The following is a 17469-nucleotide window of genomic DNA, read 5'->3' as shown; positions in this document are numbered from 1 at the left end:
TCGCCCTCATGACCCCGCGCCCCCGAAGCCTCGGCAACCTCGGCGTCCCCACCGACCCGCCGGTCACCACTCTTCCCGTGCTCGACCGGGGTCTCGGTACCCACCGCCCCGCCGGAGCCCGCGGAGCCCTCCTCGGGGGTGCCCCCCGGTCCCCCCGGCGCGCCGGGTGACGTATGCGTGTTCTTCTGCTGAGACAACCCGGAGGTCCTTCCGCACGGGGCCGGTGACGACGGAGGCGGCGGGCCACGCTGGGGAGGCTGGGCAGGACCGGTGGCGGCCGGTCCGCCTGGCCCGCCGTCCTTCCGTACGAGCCACCGCGGACCGGTGTTCACGACCTACGGCAAATACCGGGCAAACGCCCGGTCAAGGCCGGTGTCAGGCACCCCCGACCGCGGTGAGCAGGGCGAGCGGCGCGGCAGCCGAACGGGACTCCCGCACACACGCGTGCGGGTACGGTACCGGCTCGGGGTGGGTGTCCCGGCCGTAACCCGCCAGCACCTCGGGCAGCCGGTGCCCCGCACAGGCCGCCGCGTCCACCAGGCCACGGGCCACCGCGCGGGCCTCGTCGTGCAGGCCGTAGCGGGCCAGGCCGAGGGTGATCAGCGCGTTGTCGTGCGGCCAGACGGAGCCCCGGTGGTAGGAGAGCGGGTGGTAGGCGGCCTGGCCGGAGGCCAGCGTGCGCACGCCCCAGCCGGAGAAGAAGTCCGGCTCCAGCAGCCTGCGCCCGACGGCCTCCCCGTACTCCTTGTCCAGCAGCCCCGACCACAGCAGATGCCCGGCGTCCGAGGCGAGCGCGTCTATCCGGTGGCCGTCGCCGTCCAACGCCAGGGCGGGGAAGGACTGTTCGGGCAGCCAGAAATCCCGCTGGAAGCGGTCGCGCAGGTCGGCTGCCGCCTGCTCCAGCAGCGCCGCGTACGTCCCGTCGTCCCACACCGCGCGCGCCAGCCACGCCGTGCGGCGCAGCGCGTCGTACGCGTACCCCTGCGCGCCCGCCGCCATCACGGCGCCGCTCGGCCGGGTGCCGTCGGCGCGGCAGATCGCGCCGGGGGAGTCCTTCCAGTTCTGGTTGGCGAGGCCGCCCTCGTCGGCGCGGTAGACGAGGTAGCCGCGCGCGGTCAGCCCGCCGTGGTCCAGCATCCAGCCGACCGCCGCGCGGGCGTGCCGCTCCAGCCGCCGGGCGAGGGCCGTGTCGCCGGTGCGCTCGGTGTAGGCGCCGAGCAGGACCATGAAGAGCGGGGTGGCGTCGACCGAGCCGTAGTAACGCCCGTACGGCACCTGCCCGAAGTGGGCCAGCTCGCCGTGCCGGACCTCGTGCACGATCTTGCCGGGCTGGGCGACCGGGGAGGCGCCGTCGGCCGTGGCCTGGGTGGCGGCGAGCGCGGGGAGCGTGGCGGCGGCCAGCTGAGGGCGGTACGGCAGCGCGAACAGCGAGGCGAGCAGGGCGTCCCGGCCGAGCAGCGTGAGGAACCAGGGCGCGCCCCCGGCCGGTACCCGCAACTCCTCCCCGTCCGGTCCGCGCGCCGGGACCTGGAGCGCGGCCAGGTCGGACAGCCCGCGCGCACAGGCGGCCGCCAACTCCGGCCAGGCGGTGGGGAAGGCGACCCCCTCCATGAACTCGTCCTCCGCCGAACGGAGTTGTCCGCTGACGGCGGCCGGGGAGCGGGGTACGCGCACCGCGCGCCGGTCGCCGTGCGGGCGGGCCGTCACCCGCAGCAGCAGCTCCGCGTTTCCGTGCGGCGGGAGTTCGAGTGTCCAGACCAGCCGCCGTGCCCCGGTACCGGTCTCTTCCACCGCGTCGGGAGCGGGGTCGGCGGTGATGGCCGTACAGGACCGCCACTCACCGCGCCGGTAACCGAACTCGATCCCGTCGTCCAGGACTTGTCGGCTGCGCACGGCGCCCGTCTTGACGTACGTGCGATGGTCGGAGCGCAGCTCGAACTGGTCGGTGAAGTCGGCGTCGACGGTGAGGGCGAGCCGTACCGTGGTGGGCACCGGAAGGTTGCCGGTGATCCGTACCGACTCCACGAACGAGCTGTCACCCACGGCCTGTTCACGCCACAGGGTGTACGCGGGCGGTTCCTGGCGGCCGCCGCGCGGCACCAGTACACAGCGTGCCGTGTCGCCCGCCCCGACCGGCCGCAGCACCTCCGGCACCGCGCCGTCGACGGTGAGCTGCCAGCGGCTCAAGTGCCGGGCGTCACGCACGAAGAGCCCGTCCACCTGGCCGCCGCCGCGCACCCCGCTGATGTCGCCCCGGTCGCCCACCGCGGCGAACGTGGTTCCCCGCACGAACAGATGAGTCATCTTTGTTCCCCTCCCTCTCCAGCCCCGTCCACGTCGTGCAGCAGGTCGAGCGTCAGCGCGGCGGTCCAGCCGAACCCCGGCGCCCCGCACGCCTCACCGGTGTCCGGGTCCACGTACTCCGCGAACCCGGATTCCCCGGCCACCCGCAGGAACGCGGCGCGCAGGGCGTCGGCCGCCGCGCGCTCGCCGTGGGCGCGCAGCCCCCGTTCGACCAGCCAGCTCGTGTTGAACCAGGCCGGGCCGCGCCAGTAGCGGCTGGGCTCGTAGGCCGGGCCGCGCAGGTCGTAGCTGGGCACGAGCCCGGTGCGCGCCGCGAAGTGCGGGCCGCGCAGGGTGCCCACGAGCGCGTCCGCCACCTCGCGGGGGAGGCCGGGCAGCAGCAGCGGGACCAGGCCCGACACGCTCCGCTCCCGGACCGGGCCGCCGCCCCGCAGGTCCCGGCACAGGAACATCCCGGACGCGTCGTCCCACAGCCGCTCCACCAGGGCCGCCGTCAGCCGCTCGGCGCGGGCGTGGCGGGCGGTGCCGGGGGCGCCCAGCTCGGCGGCGATCCGGGCGAGGGCGTGCTCGGACGCGATCAGCAGGGCGTTGAAGGAGGGGTCCTCCACCGCGAACTCGCTTTCCCCGTCCGCGTATCCGCCGTCCCGGTAGTCGGCCGCGAGGCGCACGTACCGCCCGTAGTCCAGGTCGGTCGGCCGGTCCCCGGCGGCGCCGTGAGCGAGGTCGGCGCGGCGGAAGGAGCGGGCCGGGGCCGGGGTGACGCGGGCCAACGGGCCGTCCCAGCAAGGGCTGTTGTCCATGCCCTGCTCCCACGGGTGCACCACCGACACCAGCCCGCCCCCGCCGAGGTCCCGGCGGTGCAGCAGATAGCGGTGCCAGGCGGCCAGCCGGGGATACACGCGGGCCAGGAAGCCGCGCGCCCGCGACAGGACCGGGTCGGCCCGGTGCACCAGCCAGGCGGCCAGCGCGTGCACGGGTGGCTGCACGATGCCGGACGTCTGTACCGTGCGCGGGGCGCCCGCGGGCCGCCCGGCGGTGGACGAGCGCCAGAAATCCGGGCTCGGGAAGTAGGCGTCGAGCGGCACGGAGGGGGAGAACACGATGTGCGGCACCCGCCCGTCCGCCCACTGCGCCGCGAGCAGCGTCTCCAGTTCCGTCTGCGCCCGCAGCGGCGACAGATGCCGCAGCCCGATGGCGATGAACGCCGAGTCCCAGGACCACTGGTGCGGGTACAGGCTCCGGGAGGGGACCGTCGAGCCGCCCGTCCAGTTCGCCGCCAGCACCCGGGCCGCCCTGACGTGCAGCGATGTGCCCGGGGGCGCTGTGGTCGGCGGATCGTATGCGATCCCGCGCTCGGTGACACGGGCGGTGAGCTGGGCAGTGCGATCCACTCGGGGCTCCCCGAAGACGTCCGGCCGGCCTGGTTTGGTTGTGTCTATCGCAGGGTTACGTCTATTTAACACGCAAAACTCAATATGTAATGCAAACTTGAGGAACACAAGGGGGTGGCATGACCGGAAAGCCGGGCAGGACGGCCAGGGGCGGCGCTCAGACGAGCGCCGGTGATCTGCTCGACCTGGTGCGCAGTGGACAGGCCGTCACACGCGGCGCGCTCCAGCAGCTGACCGGGCTCTCCCGCGCCACGGTCGGCCAGCGCCTGGACCGGCTGTTCCGGGCGGGCTGGCTGCGCGAGGGCGCGGGCGGCCCGGTGGACTCCCCGCTCGGCGGCCGCCCCGCCATCACCCTGGAGTTCGACGGGTCGCACGCCGTGGTCCTCGCCGCCGACCTCGACACCCGGCACGCCCGCGCGGCCCTGCTCACCCTGACCGGCGAGATCCTCGCCGAGCGGTCCGGGGCCCTGATCGTCGAGGACGGCCCGGAGGTGGTCCTCGCCGGACTCGGCCGCTGGTTCGCCGAGCTGCTCACCGAGACCGGGCACGCCCCGGAGTCGGTCTGCGGGATCGGGCTCGGCGTACCGGGCCCGGTGGACACCGGGACCGGGCGGGTGGTGCAGCCCCCGATGATGTCCGGCTGGGACGGCTACGACATAAGGGGCCGCCTCTCCCGCGCCTTCACCGAGCACACCGGTACCGGCCCGGTCCCGGTACTGGTGGACAACGATGCCAACCTGATGGCGTACGGGGAGCAGCGCACCGGATACCAGGATTGCCGGGCCTTTGTACTGGTCAAGGTCTCTACCGGCATCGGCGCCGGGGTCGTGGTCGACGGCGCGATCTACCGGGGCGTGGACGGCGGCGCGGGCGACCTCGGGCACATCCGGGTCGGCACCGAGGCGCTGTGCCGCTGCGGCTCGTACGGCTGTCTCGCCGCCGTCGCCAGCGGTGGTGCCGTGGCCCGGCGGCTGACGGAGGCGGGCGTACCGGCCGCGTCCGGCTCGGACGTACGGGAACTGCTGGCCGCGGGGCACCCGGAGGCGGCGGCCCTGGCACGGGAGGCCGGGCGTCGCGTCGGGGACGTGCTGGCGACCGTCGTCACCCTGCTCAACCCCGGCGTGCTGATGATCGCGGGCGACCTCGCCGGGACGCCCTTCCTGACCGGGGTGCGCGAGCTGCTCTACCAGCGGGCGCTGCCCCGCTCCACCGCGCACCTCGATGTCGTCACCGCGCGGCTGGGGGAGCGGGCGGGGCTGATCGGCGCGGGCGCGATGGTCGTGGAGCATCTGTACGCGCCGGATCGGGTGGAGGAGCGGCTCGCCGCGCTGGGGGTGTGACGGCCGCGTTTCGGGCCCGGAACGGCGTCCGCATGGTGAAATCCCGTGCCGTGTGGCAGCGTGATTCTCGCCACCCTTGATAAGGGTCGCGCTCAGATGAGCGGATCATGAGCGGCTGCACTTCTCCAAGGGGTGGCACTCGGTGCCACCCCTGCGGCGTTCATTGATCGAAATCAAGCGTGCCGATCACCGCTCATTTGAGCGAGATGGGGCGTCGCGAGGCGGCCGTCAGTTCAAGAAGTGAACACTCGCGTGGCCCTGGCCTTGCCATGCCTTTGCTTTAGATCCTGTGGCAGACGGCTGGTTACAGGCTTATGACGCACGACTGGACGTACCAAGGCGCCTTCGATCTGGGTATGTTCCTCGCCGTCAGGGCAGCCACCGTGGCCTCAAGGAGTCGAGACCCGTGTCGGAAAACAAAGAGCCTCACGTAGCGAAGTTCGTCTACGACTTCACCGAAGGCAACAAGGACCTCAAGGACCTGCTCGGTGGCAAGGGTGCCAACCTCGCCGAGATGACCAACCTCGGGCTGCCGGTCCCTCCCGGCTTCACCATCACCACCGAGGCGTGCAAGGTCTACCTCGACAGTGGCGAGGAGCCCGCCCCCCTGCGCGACGAGGTGAGTGCGCACCTCGACGCCCTCGAGCAGCGGATGGGCAAGCAGCTGGGCCAGGCCGACGACCCGCTGCTGGTCTCGGTCCGCTCGGGCGCCAAGTTCTCCATGCCCGGCATGATGGACACCGTCCTGAACATCGGCCTCTCCGACAAGTCGGTGAAGGGCCTGGCCAAGCAGGCGGGCGACGAGCGGTTCGCGTGGGACTCCTACCGCCGCCTCATCCAGATGTTCGGCAAGACCGTCCTCGGCGTCGACGGCGAGCTGTTCGAGGAGGCGCTGGAGAAGGCCAAGGAGGCCAAGGGCGTCCAGGTCGACACCGAGCTGGACGCGGCCGACCTGAAGAAGCTGGTCACCGCCTTCAAGAAGACCGTGAAGGCCGAGGCCGGCCGGGACTTCCCGCAGGACCCGCGCGAGCAGATGGACCTCGCCATCCACGCGGTCTTCGACTCCTGGAACACCGACCGCGCCAAGCTCTACCGCCGCCAGGAGCGCATCCCCGGCGACCTGGGCACCGCGGTCAACGTCTGCTCCATGGTCTTCGGCAACCTCGGCCCCGACTCCGGCACCGGCGTCGCCTTCACCCGCGACCCCGCCTCCGGCCACCAGGGCGTCTACGGCGACTACCTCCAGAACGCGCAGGGCGAGGACGTGGTCGCGGGCATCCGCAACACCGTGCCGCTCGCGGAGCTGGAGAACATCGACAAGGCGTCGTACGACCAGCTCATGCAGATCATGGAGACCTTGGAGAACCACTACAAGGACCTCTGCGACATCGAGTTCACCATCGAGCGCGGCAAGCTGTGGATGCTCCAGACCCGCGTCGGCAAGCGCACCGCGGGCGCGGCGTTCCGGATCGCCACCCAGCTCGTGGACCAGGGTCTGATCGACGAGACCGAGGCGCTCCAGCGGGTCAACGGCGCCCAGCTCGCCCAGCTGATGTTCCCCCGCTTCGACGAGGACGCGCGGGCCGAGCAGGTCGGACGGGGCATCGCCGCCTCGCCGGGTGCGGCGGTCGGCAAGGCGGTCTTCGACTCGTACACCGCCGTCAAGTGGTCCCGCTCGGGCGAGAAGGTCATCCTGGTGCGCCGGGAGACCAACCCCGACGACCTGGACGGCATGATCGCCGCCGAGGGCATCCTCACCTCGCGCGGCGGCAAGACCTCCCACGCGGCCGTGGTCGCGCGCGGCATGGGCAAGACCTGTGTCTGCGGCGCGGAGGAGCTGGAGGTCGACACCAAGCGGCGCCGGATGACCGTGCCGGGCGGCCATGTGGTGGAGGAGGGCGACGTCATCTCCATCGACGGCTCCTCCGGCAAGGTGTACCTCGGCGAGGTACCGGTCGTGCCCTCGCCCGTGGTGGAGTACTTCGAGGGCCGGATGCACCCGGGTGCCGACGACGCCGACGAACTGGTCGAGGCCGTGCACCGGATGATGGCCTTCGCCGACCGCAAGCGCCGACTCCGCGTGCGGGCCAACGCCGACAACGCCGAGGACGCGCTGCGCGCCCGCCGGTTCGGCGCCCAGGGCATCGGCCTCTGCCGTACCGAGCACATGTTCCTCGGGGACCGCCGTGAGCTGGTCGAGCGGCTGATCCTCGCGGACACCGAGACCGAGCGCGAGGAGTCGCTGAAGCAGCTTCTCCCGCTCCAGAAGCAGGACTTCATCGAGCTGTTCGAGGCGATGGACGGCCTGCCGGTGACGGTACGTCTGCTCGACCCGCCGCTGCACGAGTTCCTGCCCGACATCACCGAGCTGTCGGTCCGCGTGGCCCTCGCCGAGTCCCGGCAGGAGCCGCACGAGAACGAACTCCGCCTGCTCCAGGCCGTGCACCGGCTGCACGAGCAGAACCCGATGCTGGGCCTGCGCGGCGTACGCCTCGGCCTGGTCATCCCCGGCCTGTTCACCATGCAGGTCCGCGCCATCGCGGAGGCGGCCGCCGAGCGCAAGACCGCGAAGGGCGACCCGCGCGCCGAGATCATGATCCCGCTGGTCGGTACGGTCCAGGAGCTGGAGATCGTCCGCGACGAGGCCGACCAGGTCATCGCGGAGGTCGAGGCGGCGACGGGTACCAAGCTGAAGCTGGCCATCGGCACGATGATCGAGCTGCCGCGCGCCGCGCTGACCGCCGGTCAGATCGCCGAGGCCGCGGAGTTCTTCTCCTTCGGCACGAACGACCTCACGCAGACGGTGTGGGGCTTCAGCCGGGACGACGTGGAGGCTTCCTTCTTCACCGCGTACCTGGAGAAGGGCATCTTCGGGGTCTCGCCGTTCGAGACGATCGACAAGGACGGGGTGGGCTCGCTGGTGAAGTCGGCCGCCACGGCAGGCCGCGCCACCCGCCCCGACCTCAAGCTCGGCGTCTGCGGCGAGCACGGCGGCGACCCGGAGTCCGTCCACTTCTTCCACGAGGTCGGCCTGGACTACGTCTCCTGCTCCCCGTTCCGCATCCCGGTCGCCCGCCTGGAAGCGGGCCGCGCGGCCACCCAGTCGGAGGGCAGCGACCACCGCTGACCCTTCCTGGCCCCGGAGCCCGTCGTCGGTCCCCGACCCTCACCACCGATCGCCGACGGGCCCCGGCACCATAAAGAGAGGCGGCACCCTGTGCGGGGGTGCCGCCTCTTTGGGCTGGGGTGGGGGACTGTCAAGCTACGCCGGTGACCAGGCCAAATGGTGTTTGCTGGCGTTGGCTGTCGTTGAACCTGCGCGGGGCTGTTGTGCCCTCGTTGTGCCCTGGGGGTGCGGCTTGGGCTTGTCACGTGTGGCGGTGGTCGGCAGGGGGCGTACCTGCGGCCGTTCTCTACAGCCACAACTGATCACGGGCGGCCGTGACCTGTGGCCGCCCATAACGGCTGATCCGCCTCATGGTCAGCCCGACCGCCCAAGCCACGACGTGTTCTGATCTCCCCCGCCGGCCAACCCACATACGGCCCGCGTCGGCGCAGCGCGGGCGGAGCGGGCCTAAGACAGGAGCGGCGCCCGCAGCGGAGCCGGGAGCGCGCCCGGCGGAGCGGAGCGCAGCCGGGGCTTGATGGAGTAAAGGAACTTGTACCGCGCTACTAGCGCGAGTACGGCGGCACGGCGAAGGCTGCTGCTCCATGCGTGCTCGCTGCCGCTGGCCTCAGACGCTGATGCGAACAGGGGCCCTTCCCACGGCTAGTAGATGCGAACTGGCAGCAAGCAACTCTGGGTACGGCTCGGCCATGCGGGCCGCCTCCATGGCGGACGCAATCAGCTCATCTGTTGGCCCTTCGCCCGGCTGCTGCTCCACCACCTTCACCAGTGACCACGCGGGGCCCTCGATTCCGAAGACCTGCACGTCGGTCAGTCCGGACGCCAGCAGCTCCGAAGCCAGATCCTCGGCCCTGTGGAAGTAGCTCAGGGTGAACCTGCGTACTCCGTCATAAACACCCGTCTCAAGGATCTTGGAGACGGAGTCGCGGATGCGCTCCGTGTGGAGGTGGGCATAGGTCACGTGCTCAAACAAGGAGGCGTACCGGTTGATGGCGGCTGCTACGACCAAGCCGCCCGGCTTCACTACGCGCTGGGCTTCGGCCAATGCAGTGCGTCGGTCCTCGGGGTTGGGCAGGTGATATAGCGGCCCGAGGAGCTGCACAACGTCGAAACTGTTGTCCGGCTCGTTCAGGTCGCGTGCGTCTCCGACAACCGCTGAGCACACGGCTGATGCGGTCTCGACATGGCGCGGGACCGGGTCCACTAGCGTCACGTCATAGCCGTCCTTAACAAGCCATTCGGCATGAATTCCGGTACCTCCTCCCACGTCGAGCACCCGGGCCGGTGCCGGGGGAAGGAATCGGCGAAGAAGCTCTTGCGTTCGGGCCAGCTCCATCCGTCCGTCTGCCGATATGCGCAGGCGGTTGTCCTCGTTCACCGTCTCGCCGTAGAACCGCATTACGGAGGGCGCCAGTTCGGGAGTCGACATGGTCGCAGTATCGTGCGTACCGGTGGACCAGTCCAGCGTGCGAGGTGGAAGAAACCGTGGCTGTTCTGAAGTACGAGGAGATCGCCGAGTCGCTTCGGGTCCGCATCGCCGCCGGTCAGTTCGCCCCCGGCGAGACCATCCCGTCCGGCCGAGACCTGGCCGAGCAGTGGGACGTGTCACGGGCCACCGCCATCAAGGCTGTGGATGTGCTCCGCAATGATGGCGTCGTGGTGGCCAAGCAGGGGACCGGTTTCGTGGTGACGGAGACACCCGTCGCGAAGGCCGTCGGCGCTCGCCGGGCCGGGGCGGCACGCATCCTCGGCGGGATGCCTTTCCTGCGGGTCGGGGTGCCCGACTGGGCCGAACCGCCTGCGCGCGTCGCAGAGGCGCTGGGTCTGGCGCCCGGCGTACTGGCTCTTCGGCGCGTCCGGGTCCTCCAACTCCCCGATGGGAGTGCCCATAGCTCTGTGGAGGCATGGTTCCCTCCCGAGATCGTGGAGGCGGCACCCCGGCTGTCCGGCGCCGCGCCCATCGCCGAGGGCACGACTCGCTACGTCCGCCGGGAGACCGGGCGTTTCCCGGCTGAAGGAGTGGACGTGATCACCGTGCGGCTCGCCACCGAGATCGAGGCCGCGAGGCTGGGAGTCGGGGAGGGCAGCGCTGTCGCAGTTCTTCTGCACACGGCGCGCGACCAAGAGGGGCGCCCGCTGGTTTGCGAGGAGGGTGTTACTCCGGCCTCGCTCTTCGAACAGGTAGACACCTATGTGATGTAGAGAATCTCTGAATTGAAGGCTCGCCGTCTCGCGTAGCCAACACTTGACACTCATCAAGTGCCTTGAGCTGCTGGGACATGCTTCCTCGTTCATCAAGCCCATGAGGTGCAGGCCGCACCGCCATACGGCGGAACGGTTCCGGTTCGGGGTGCCTTGACAGCCCGTCAAATCTGTCTGGACGGTCTCGTGATGCGGTGCGTTCACTGGCGCAGGGTGCCCCTTGACTTGGGGCGGGAAGCCCAAGGGGAGCCGGCCGTTGATCACGTCGAGAGGGCGGTGCAGTGCCAACTGTCCGCGCCCGACGGTGACCACTTCGGCCTCCTCGGTGACGACGGCAGGTACGGGGCCGCACTATGGCTCCGCTGGCACGGGATGAGTGAGGCGGCACTCGTCGAACTCCCGGATTGCCCGGCGCGGCCTTGGTTACGGCCGGGCCACCTGCGAGATACGAGATCAAAGCCAATGCAGGCACCGGAGTCGGGGCACAGACCCCCGAATCCTGTGGCCGGGGCGCACCCGGCCTGAGGCCAGCCCCCATGAGCTCACCGCCGCAGCGGCTCCGAGTCTCTGTATGGACGGGGCGAGTTGGGTCTCGCCGCGGCGAGCCGCCGACTGTCACAAGCGCACGCCGTGTTCGGCCGCCACGGCGGCCATGCGGGCTTCGAAGGTCGTGGAAGCCTGCCAGCGGTCATCGGCGAGGTCTGAGAAGGGTCGTACCGAGCTCACCTCGAGCGGGCGTCGCGACGCTCGGCGGTAGGCCCTCGCGTAGCTGTCGAACCACCGCCGGAGGCGAGCGTCCGTTTGCCGCTCCACATCCGTGAGAGTCCCCAAGTTGGCCCGTACCCGATCCCGCATGCTTTCTGCTCGATCCCACGCCGTTCCCAGATGGCCGCTCGTCAGAACGAGGTCACGGTAGAGCTGCCCATGGTCTCCGTATGCGTCGGAGCCGCCGATTCGTTCGTGCCCGTCCAGAAGCCACCCTTGGACGGGACCAGCCGGGGCGTTGGGGCCGGAGGTGCGCCAAGTGGCCATGCCGGGACTGCCTGCTTGGAGCATCGCTGCGACGAAATGATGTGCGGCATCGACTCGCGCATCTCGCGTCGCCTGTTCGGCAGCTGCTTGCTCCTGCCGTAGTCGCTCCGCCTCGGCATGCTGGTCGGCAAGACAGTCGGTGCACAGAGGCTGGGCCACCAGCATCGGGAGGTTGTGCCACCCGGCGGTCGCGTTGAGCACAGCCTGATGGCTGCCACAGAAGGCCCGCCCGCACTCTTGGCATCGGCCCACAGCGATCACGTCACACCAGCACAACGCCGCGTCGTTCATGCCCCCCGGCCTCCCCGCTGTCACCCACCCACCCCGGACAGGGCGGCTTCTCTCTATGGAAAATCACAATTGAGTGAACATCAACTGTTCGCCGCAACCACACAAGTTCTTCACGAGTCACACACTCGCAAGTCACACAGCGTGCCTCGGGAGGGACCATGAACCAGTCGCAGCCTCAGCAGCCCCAGCAGCCCCAGCACCCGGGATGGGGTGGCCCCCAGCAGCCTTACGGGCAGCCGCCGTTCCAGCCGCAGCCGCAGCCGCCGAAGAAGAGCGGTGTCGGGAAGATCCTCGGTATCGGATGTCTCGGGATCATCGGCCTGTTCGTGCTGATCGGCATCATCGGGGCCGCCCTGGGCGCCGGAGGCGACTCCAAGTCCGGGAAGGCCACCGGCTCCGGTGACGCCAAGGCCGCCGCTCCCAAGGAGGAGAAGAAGGCCGACAAGGCGAAGTCCGACCCCAAGCCCGCGAAGGAGGTCGTCACCTTCAAGGTCTGGGGCACCGCTCCCGGCGGCGCGCTCGGGCCGCTGGACATCACCTACGGGTCGGACTCCGACAACCGTAAGGGCGCCTTCAAGAACGGCTCCTTCACGGCCACCCTGCCGCTGAACGACGACGCGATGTACTACAGCCTCACGGCGCAGCTCCAGGGTTCCGGCGACATCAACTGCTCGGTCACGGTCGACGGCCACACGAAGAAGGGACACGCGGCCGGGGGCTACAACATCTGCGACGCCCAGCTCAGCTCCAGCCTGCTCGGCGGATGGAACTGATCCGTCAGGTCGGGCGGCCGCCCGTCAGGTGGGCGAAGACCACCACGTTGCCCTGGTAGCCGGTCGACTTGGAGTACCCGCCGCCGCAGGTGATCACCCGGAGTTCCGGGCGGGACGACGCGCCGTAGACCTTCTTGTCGGGGAAGTTCTTCGCGGAGTAGACCTCGACCGCGTCCACCGTGAAGACCGCCGTCGTGGCGTCCTCGCGGTCGATCTCGATCGTGGTGCCGCGCTTCAGGGCGCCGAGGTCGTAGAAGACGGCGGGGCCCTCGGTGTTGTCGACGTGGCCGGCCACGACCGCGGTGCCGGTGTCGCCGGGGGTGGTGCCCGCCTCGTACCAGCCCGCGAGGTTCTTCTCGGCGGGGGGCGGGGTGTCCAGGCTGCCCGAGGAGGTCAGGGCGAGGCCCATCAGGGGGGCGTTCACGCGGATCGCGGGGATGCGGACGCGGGTCGGCGGGGAGGCAGGCAGCGGCCGGGCCGCGCGGTGTTCGCCGCCCGGGTCGGGGCGGCCCTCCGCGGCGGACGGTTGTGGGGGCGTACCGGTGCTGGTGCCGAGCAGCCACACGCCGGTGCCGAGCGCGAGCGCCGTGCCGGCGGCTATGGCGGTGTCACCGATCCTGCGCATGGGAACCCCTTCCCCTACATGACCTGAGGGAGGCCCGCCCCCTAGGGGTCACGAGGGGCATCGGACCCTTAGGGGGCGGGACTTCGCGGTACCGGCGACGGACAGCGGAGGGTGTCCGTCAGATCCCGTCGCCTCTCGCCCGGCGATGCAGGAGCCAGGTACCGCCCGCGGCGGCGACGGCCAGAGCCGCCACACCCGCCGTGGTCTGGGTGGGGCCGGGGCCGAACGCGCCGCCGACACCCGTCTTCACACTGCCGTGCGGCTGCACCTGCCCGTGCGCCCCGGCCATGGTCACCATCAGGTCCCCCCGCACCTGCCGGTCGCCCTCCGCGCACCGCGCGACGATCTCGTACGTCCCCGGCTGCGCCCCCGTCGGCACCTGGAACCGCCCGATCGCCTCGCCCTCGTGCGTGGTCGGGGCCAGCGCGAAGGTTCCCGCGCCGATCGCGCCCGCGTCACCGATCGCCGCGCCCTTCTCCCCGCAGGCCGCCGTGTTCACCGTGACCTGGCTGCCCGGCAGCGCGGTGGACGGATACACCTGGAGGCTGCCGACCTGCGCGGGCCGCTGGTGCGGAACGCCCGCGTGGGCCGGAGCGGTGCCGAGCCCGGCCGCGGCTACGGCCAGCGCGGTACCGGTCAGCAGACGGGCGGTGCGTCCCATGGTCTCCCCAGAGCTTGTCCGACTCGTGTGATCCAGGGGGCGTGCCCCTGCCCTTTCGAGGTAAAGGCCACCGCGCCCGGCGCGCCTCCCGAGCCGCCGGCCCCGCTGCGGTGAACGGGTGGCGGCCGCCGCCCCCGCACGGGTGAGGCGGCACGACGTAACAGCAGGTCAGGGGCACAGCAGGGGCAGGGAGCCAAGTGCACACGAATGGCGTGCGGCCGGGGGGAACGCGAAGACGGTGCGCCGGAACTCCGACGCACCGTCAGTCACCGCTCGCCAAAAAGGCTCAGCTCACGTTCACCGCGGTCCACGCAGCCGCGACCGCGCTGTACTCCGCGCTCCCGGCCCCGTACAGGTCCTTCGCCGCGTTCAGGGTCGCCGTGCGGGCGCCCGCGTACTTGGTGGAGGAGGTCATGTACACCGTCAGCGCGCGGTACCAGATCTTGCCGACCTTGTCCCGGCCGATGCCGGTCACCGACTGGCCGTTGGCCGTGGGGGAGTCGTACGAGACGCCGTTGATGGTCTTCGCGCCGCTGCCCTCGGCGAGGAGGTACGCGAAGTGGTTGGCGACGCCGGAGGAGTAGTGCACGTCCAGGTTGCCGAGCGAACTGCTCCAGTAGTCGGCCGAGTTGCCGTCCTTGGAGGGCTTGTCCATGAAGCGCAGCGCGGCCTTGCCGAAGCCGGGCTTCACGATGCGCTCACCGATGAGGTAGTCACCCTGGTCGGTGCCGTTGGCCGCGTGCCACTCGACCATCGTGCCGAGGATGTCCGAGGTCGCCTCGTTCAGGCCGCCGGACTCGCCCGAGTACGTCAGCGCGGCCGTCTTGGAGGTGACACCGTGCGTCATCTCGTGCCCGGCCACGTCCAGCGCGACCAGCGGGCCGAAGGTGGTGCCGTCACCGTCGCCGTACGTCATGCAGAAGCAACTGTCGTCCCAGAAGGCGTTGTTGTAGTTGCTGCCGTAGTGGACGCGGTTGTACGAGCCCTTGCCGTCGCCCGCGATGCCGTTCCGGCCGTGGACGTCCTTGTAGTAGTCCCAGGTCTGGTCGGTGCCGTACTGGGCGTCGACGGCCGCCGAGGCGCGGTCGGCGGTGGCGCCGGTGCCCCAGTGGTTGTCGGTGTCGGTGAACACCGTGGAGGGGGCGCGGCTCAGGCAGATCCCGAGGATGCACAGGTCGGTCTTGTTGGCCGCGTCGCCGGTGTAGGTGTTGCCGCGCGTGGCGTCCTTGAGCTGGTACGACGAGCCGGACTGGGTCGTCTGCAGCGGAACCGTGCCGCTGTACAGCGACTTGCCGTCGCCCGCCGCCGTCTCGATGCTGTCCCACGCGTCGATCCGGGCGCCGGTGCGGGCGTCGGTCAGCACGGTACGGCCCACCGGGTTGCCCAGGGTGTCCAGGCCGACCGCGTTGGTGCGCCAGGCCAGTCTGGGCGCCCCGTGCAGGGCGTCGACGACCAGCTGCGGCTTGGCCTTGGCCCGGGTCAGCTTCCGGGGGCTCGCGGCGCGCAGCGCGTCCACCGCGATCCCGGCCGCCTTCGCGCCGGTCAGCTTCGGGGTGACGGTGGGCAGCGAGAGCGCGGTACGGGTGGCGCGGTCGGCGCCGCGGTAGCCGCCGCCGGAGTTCAGGTGGACCACGAAGTCCCCGCCGAGCACGGGAAGCTGGTGGTACGTGCGGTCGTAACGGACGTGCTGCGTACCGTCCTTGTCGACGATCACGTCCCGGACACTGGTGCCCTGGTCGGAGGTGAGGCCGAGGCTCGTCGCGTGCGCGACCAGGAGCGAGGCCGCGTCCGCGAGCGTGGTCGCCCGCTTCGGTCCGGCGTCGGCCTGGGCGGCGGGGGAGAGGGCGGTGACCAGCAGGGTTGCCGCGGCCGCGGCGGTTCCGGCGGTGGCGAGACGACGGGACCCTCGGACGTGCTGCCGTATCCGGCTCATCGGTCTCCTTGGGTGAGGCGCCTATGAGGCGTGGGGGTGGCGCGATGCCCTAGAGATTTAAGAGGGCATGACATGTCATGTCCATAGCGCCATCAGGGGGCCTGATGGGGTTCTCGTGGAGATCCCCTACGGGGCGTGACGGCGCGTGGAGATCCCTTAGGGGACTGGAGACCGCGCCGGTCGGGGGCGCCTGGCAGCCGCCTTGCGCCCCCTGGGCTGGGCGAGGATCACAGCCCCCACCACCGCTGCCGCGCCCACGAGTTGGAGCGGCCGCAGGCTCTGGTCGAGGAAGAGGTAACCGAGGGCGGTCGCGCACAGTGGCGACCCGAAGGACAGGAACGACGCCGCCAGTGCGGGCAGTCGCGCCAGCCCGCGGAACCACAGCACGTACGCGATGAGCGCGCCGATGACGCCGAGGTAGAGGAACCCGCCGATGTTGCCCCGGGTGAGGTGGTCCGGCAGGCCCTCGCCGAGCAGGGTGACCGGCAGCAGCACCAGCCCGCCGACGGTCAACTGCCAGCCGGTGAAGGCCAGTAGGCCGACCCCCTCGGGCCGCCCCCACTTCTTGGTGAGCACGATCCCGGACGCCATCGACAGCGCGCCGAGGAGCCCGGCCACCACACCGACGCCGTCCAGACCGGCGTGCGGTTGCAGCACCAGCATGGCCACACCGGTCGCGGCGAGCAGGCAGGCCCCGATGTGCGCGAGCCGGACCGGCTCCTTGAGCAGCACGGAGCCCAGCAGCAGCACGATCATCGGCTGGATGGACATCACCAGCGCGGCCACCCCGCCGGGCAGGTGGTAGGCGGCCAGGAAGAGGAAGTAGAAGAACGCGCCGATGTTCAGCACCCCGAGCACGGCCGCCCGCCACCACCAACTGCCCCTGGGCAGCGTCCGCGTGATCAGCAGCAGGATCAGCCCGGCGGGCAGCGCGCGCAGCGTGGACGCCAGCAACGGGCGGTCCGGGGGCAGGAATTCGGTCGTGATCAGATACGTCGACCCCCAGACGGCCGGGGCCAGCACGGTGAGCGCGGAGGTCCGCGCCGTTCGCCCGCCGCCGCTCACGGACGCGCGCCGTACGTCTCGGCGAACCTGGTCAGCGACGGGTCGCGGCGGCCCGGATGGCGCCGGGTCTCGGCCGGGAAGCCGAGCGGCATGAGCAGGGCGATGTGCAGGTCCTCGCGGTCCGCCACCCCGATGGCCCGCTTGACCTCCGCCTCGTCCCAGCCGTTCATCGGGCTGCTGGCGAGACCCGCGGCCTCGGCGGCGATCATCAGGAAGGAAGCGGCGATCATGGCGTCCTTCACCGCGTACTCGCGCTCCAGGCCGCGCCCGCGCAGGTTCTCGTGGAACTGCCGGGCGTCCTCGGGCGAGGCGGTGGCGAACGGTCCCGACCAGGCGCCGAGCCGCGCCGCGGTCTCCCAGACGTCCTGGCGGCCCTCGCGCCAGGCGCCGCCCTCGGCGACGAACACCAGCATCACCGGCGCCTCCTGCGGGTGCGGCTGTCCGCCGGTGGCCTCGGTCAGCGCCTTGCGGCCCTGCTCGTCGGAGACGATGACGACGGACCGGGACTGGAGGTTGAAGCTCGACGGCGCCTCCAGCGCCAGGTCGACCAACTCCCGCACCAGGTACGCCGGTACCGGGTCGGGCCGGTAGTGGCGGATGCTGCGGCGAGCGCGGATGATCCGCGCGACGGTGGCGTGGTCGGTGGTCGATGACTGCATGACGGGTCCCCCTGCTGGTCCTGTTGCTTCGACCTGTCGGTCCGGTTACTTCGACGTCGAACCATC

The 17469-nt window shown here is 71.0% G+C and carries 13 protein-coding genes; 4 read left to right on the top strand and 9 right to left on the bottom strand.

Annotated elements, in window-relative coordinates:
• Window positions 1-375: 375 nt before the first annotated feature.
• Complete coding sequence (locus ACIPPM_RS10330; protein WP_401445439.1) at window positions 376-2304, bottom strand: glycogen debranching N-terminal domain-containing protein; 1929 nt, start codon at window positions 2302-2304, stop codon at window positions 376-378.
• A complete protein-coding gene (locus ACIPPM_RS10325; RefSeq protein ID WP_401445437.1) occupies window positions 2301-3695 on the bottom strand; it encodes an MGH1-like glycoside hydrolase domain-containing protein in 1395 nt (464 codons plus the stop codon). Before ACIPPM_RS10325 ends, ACIPPM_RS10330 begins: the two co-directional genes overlap by 4 nt.
• 119 nt (window positions 3696-3814) lie before the next feature.
• Here ACIPPM_RS10325 and ACIPPM_RS10320 point away from each other — a divergent pair, with 119 nt between their 5' ends.
• A complete protein-coding gene (locus ACIPPM_RS10320; protein ID WP_401445435.1) occupies window positions 3815-5035 on the top strand; it encodes an ROK family protein in 1221 nt (406 codons plus the stop codon).
• Between the two features lie 406 nt (window positions 5036-5441).
• Complete coding sequence (gene ppdK, locus ACIPPM_RS10315) at window positions 5442-8162, top strand: pyruvate, phosphate dikinase (protein ID WP_401445432.1); 2721 nt, start codon at window positions 5442-5444, stop codon at window positions 8160-8162.
• A gap of 607 nt (window positions 8163-8769) precedes the next feature.
• Here the strand turns inward: ppdK and ACIPPM_RS10310 are convergent.
• On the bottom strand, window positions 8770-9591 hold the full coding sequence (locus ACIPPM_RS10310; RefSeq protein WP_401445429.1) for a class I SAM-dependent methyltransferase: 822 nt from the start codon (window positions 9589-9591) through the stop codon (window positions 8770-8772).
• 56 nt (window positions 9592-9647) lie between these two features.
• On the opposite strand from ACIPPM_RS10310, the gene ACIPPM_RS10305 reads away from it, so the two are divergent.
• A complete protein-coding gene (locus tag ACIPPM_RS10305; RefSeq protein WP_401445427.1) occupies window positions 9648-10364 on the top strand; it encodes a GntR family transcriptional regulator in 717 nt (238 codons plus the stop codon).
• Between the two features lie 615 nt (window positions 10365-10979).
• Here ACIPPM_RS10305 and ACIPPM_RS10300 read toward each other — a convergent pair.
• A complete protein-coding gene (locus tag ACIPPM_RS10300) occupies window positions 10980-11687 on the bottom strand; it encodes a hypothetical protein (RefSeq protein ID WP_401445425.1) in 708 nt (235 codons plus the stop codon).
• A gap of 158 nt (window positions 11688-11845) precedes the next feature.
• On the opposite strand from ACIPPM_RS10300, the gene ACIPPM_RS10295 reads away from it, so the two are divergent.
• A complete protein-coding gene (locus ACIPPM_RS10295; RefSeq protein ID WP_401445422.1) occupies window positions 11846-12460 on the top strand; it encodes a hypothetical protein in 615 nt (204 codons plus the stop codon).
• Between the two features lie 4 nt (window positions 12461-12464).
• Here the strand turns inward: ACIPPM_RS10295 and ACIPPM_RS10290 are convergent, their stop codons facing one another.
• From ACIPPM_RS10290 to ACIPPM_RS10270, 5 genes are all read right to left on the bottom strand, one after another.
• Window positions 12465-13085: a class F sortase gene (locus ACIPPM_RS10290; protein WP_401445420.1), complete on the bottom strand. Its 621-nt coding sequence runs from the start codon at window positions 13083-13085 to the stop codon at window positions 12465-12467.
• Window positions 13086-13203: 118 nt separating this feature from the next.
• A complete protein-coding gene (locus ACIPPM_RS10285) occupies window positions 13204-13746 on the bottom strand; it encodes a hypothetical protein (RefSeq protein ID WP_401445418.1) in 543 nt (180 codons plus the stop codon).
• A 286-nt stretch (window positions 13747-14032) separates the two neighbouring features.
• On the bottom strand, window positions 14033-15679 hold the full coding sequence (locus ACIPPM_RS10280) for a M4 family metallopeptidase (RefSeq protein WP_401445415.1): 1647 nt from the start codon (window positions 15677-15679) through the stop codon (window positions 14033-14035).
• A gap of 156 nt (window positions 15680-15835) precedes the next feature.
• On the bottom strand, window positions 15836-16744 hold the full coding sequence (locus tag ACIPPM_RS10275; RefSeq protein WP_401445413.1) for an EamA family transporter: 909 nt from the start codon (window positions 16742-16744) through the stop codon (window positions 15836-15838).
• Window positions 16741-17403, bottom strand: a complete 663-nt coding sequence (locus ACIPPM_RS10270; protein WP_401445410.1) for a nitroreductase family protein — start codon at window positions 17401-17403, stop codon at window positions 16741-16743. Before ACIPPM_RS10270 ends, ACIPPM_RS10275 begins: the two co-directional genes overlap by 4 nt.
• Between the last annotated feature and the right edge of the window lie 66 nt (window positions 17404-17469).

This window comes from Streptomyces sp. NPDC090119 (assembly GCF_044747085.1).
In the GTDB taxonomy this organism is placed as follows: Bacteria; Actinomycetota; Actinomycetes; order Streptomycetales; family Streptomycetaceae; genus Streptomyces.
This window is presented reverse-complemented; position numbering and strand designations above follow the sequence as displayed.

Coding starts and splice junctions, on each gene's coding strand:
- ACIPPM_RS10270 (WP_401445410.1), bottom strand. CDS start 17,403: ATGCAGTCATCGACCACCGACCACGCCACCGTCGCGCGGATCATCCGC.
- ACIPPM_RS10285 (WP_401445418.1), bottom strand. CDS start 13,746: ATGGGACGCACCGCCCGTCTGCTGACCGGTACCGCGCTGGCCGTAGCC.
- ACIPPM_RS10320 (WP_401445435.1), top strand. CDS start 3,815: ATGACCGGAAAGCCGGGCAGGACGGCCAGGGGCGGCGCTCAGACGAGC.
- ACIPPM_RS10330 (WP_401445439.1), bottom strand. CDS start 2,304: ATGACTCATCTGTTCGTGCGGGGAACCACGTTCGCCGCGGTGGGCGAC.
- ACIPPM_RS10290 (WP_401445420.1), bottom strand. CDS start 13,085: ATGCGCAGGATCGGTGACACCGCCATAGCCGCCGGCACGGCGCTCGCG.
- ACIPPM_RS10300 (WP_401445425.1), bottom strand. CDS start 11,687: ATGAACGACGCGGCGTTGTGCTGGTGTGACGTGATCGCTGTGGGCCGA.
- ACIPPM_RS10295 (WP_401445422.1), top strand. CDS start 11,846: ATGAACCAGTCGCAGCCTCAGCAGCCCCAGCAGCCCCAGCACCCGGGA.
- ACIPPM_RS10280 (WP_401445415.1), bottom strand. CDS start 15,679: ATGAGCCGGATACGGCAGCACGTCCGAGGGTCCCGTCGTCTCGCCACC.
- ACIPPM_RS10310 (WP_401445429.1), bottom strand. CDS start 9,591: ATGTCGACTCCCGAACTGGCGCCCTCCGTAATGCGGTTCTACGGCGAG.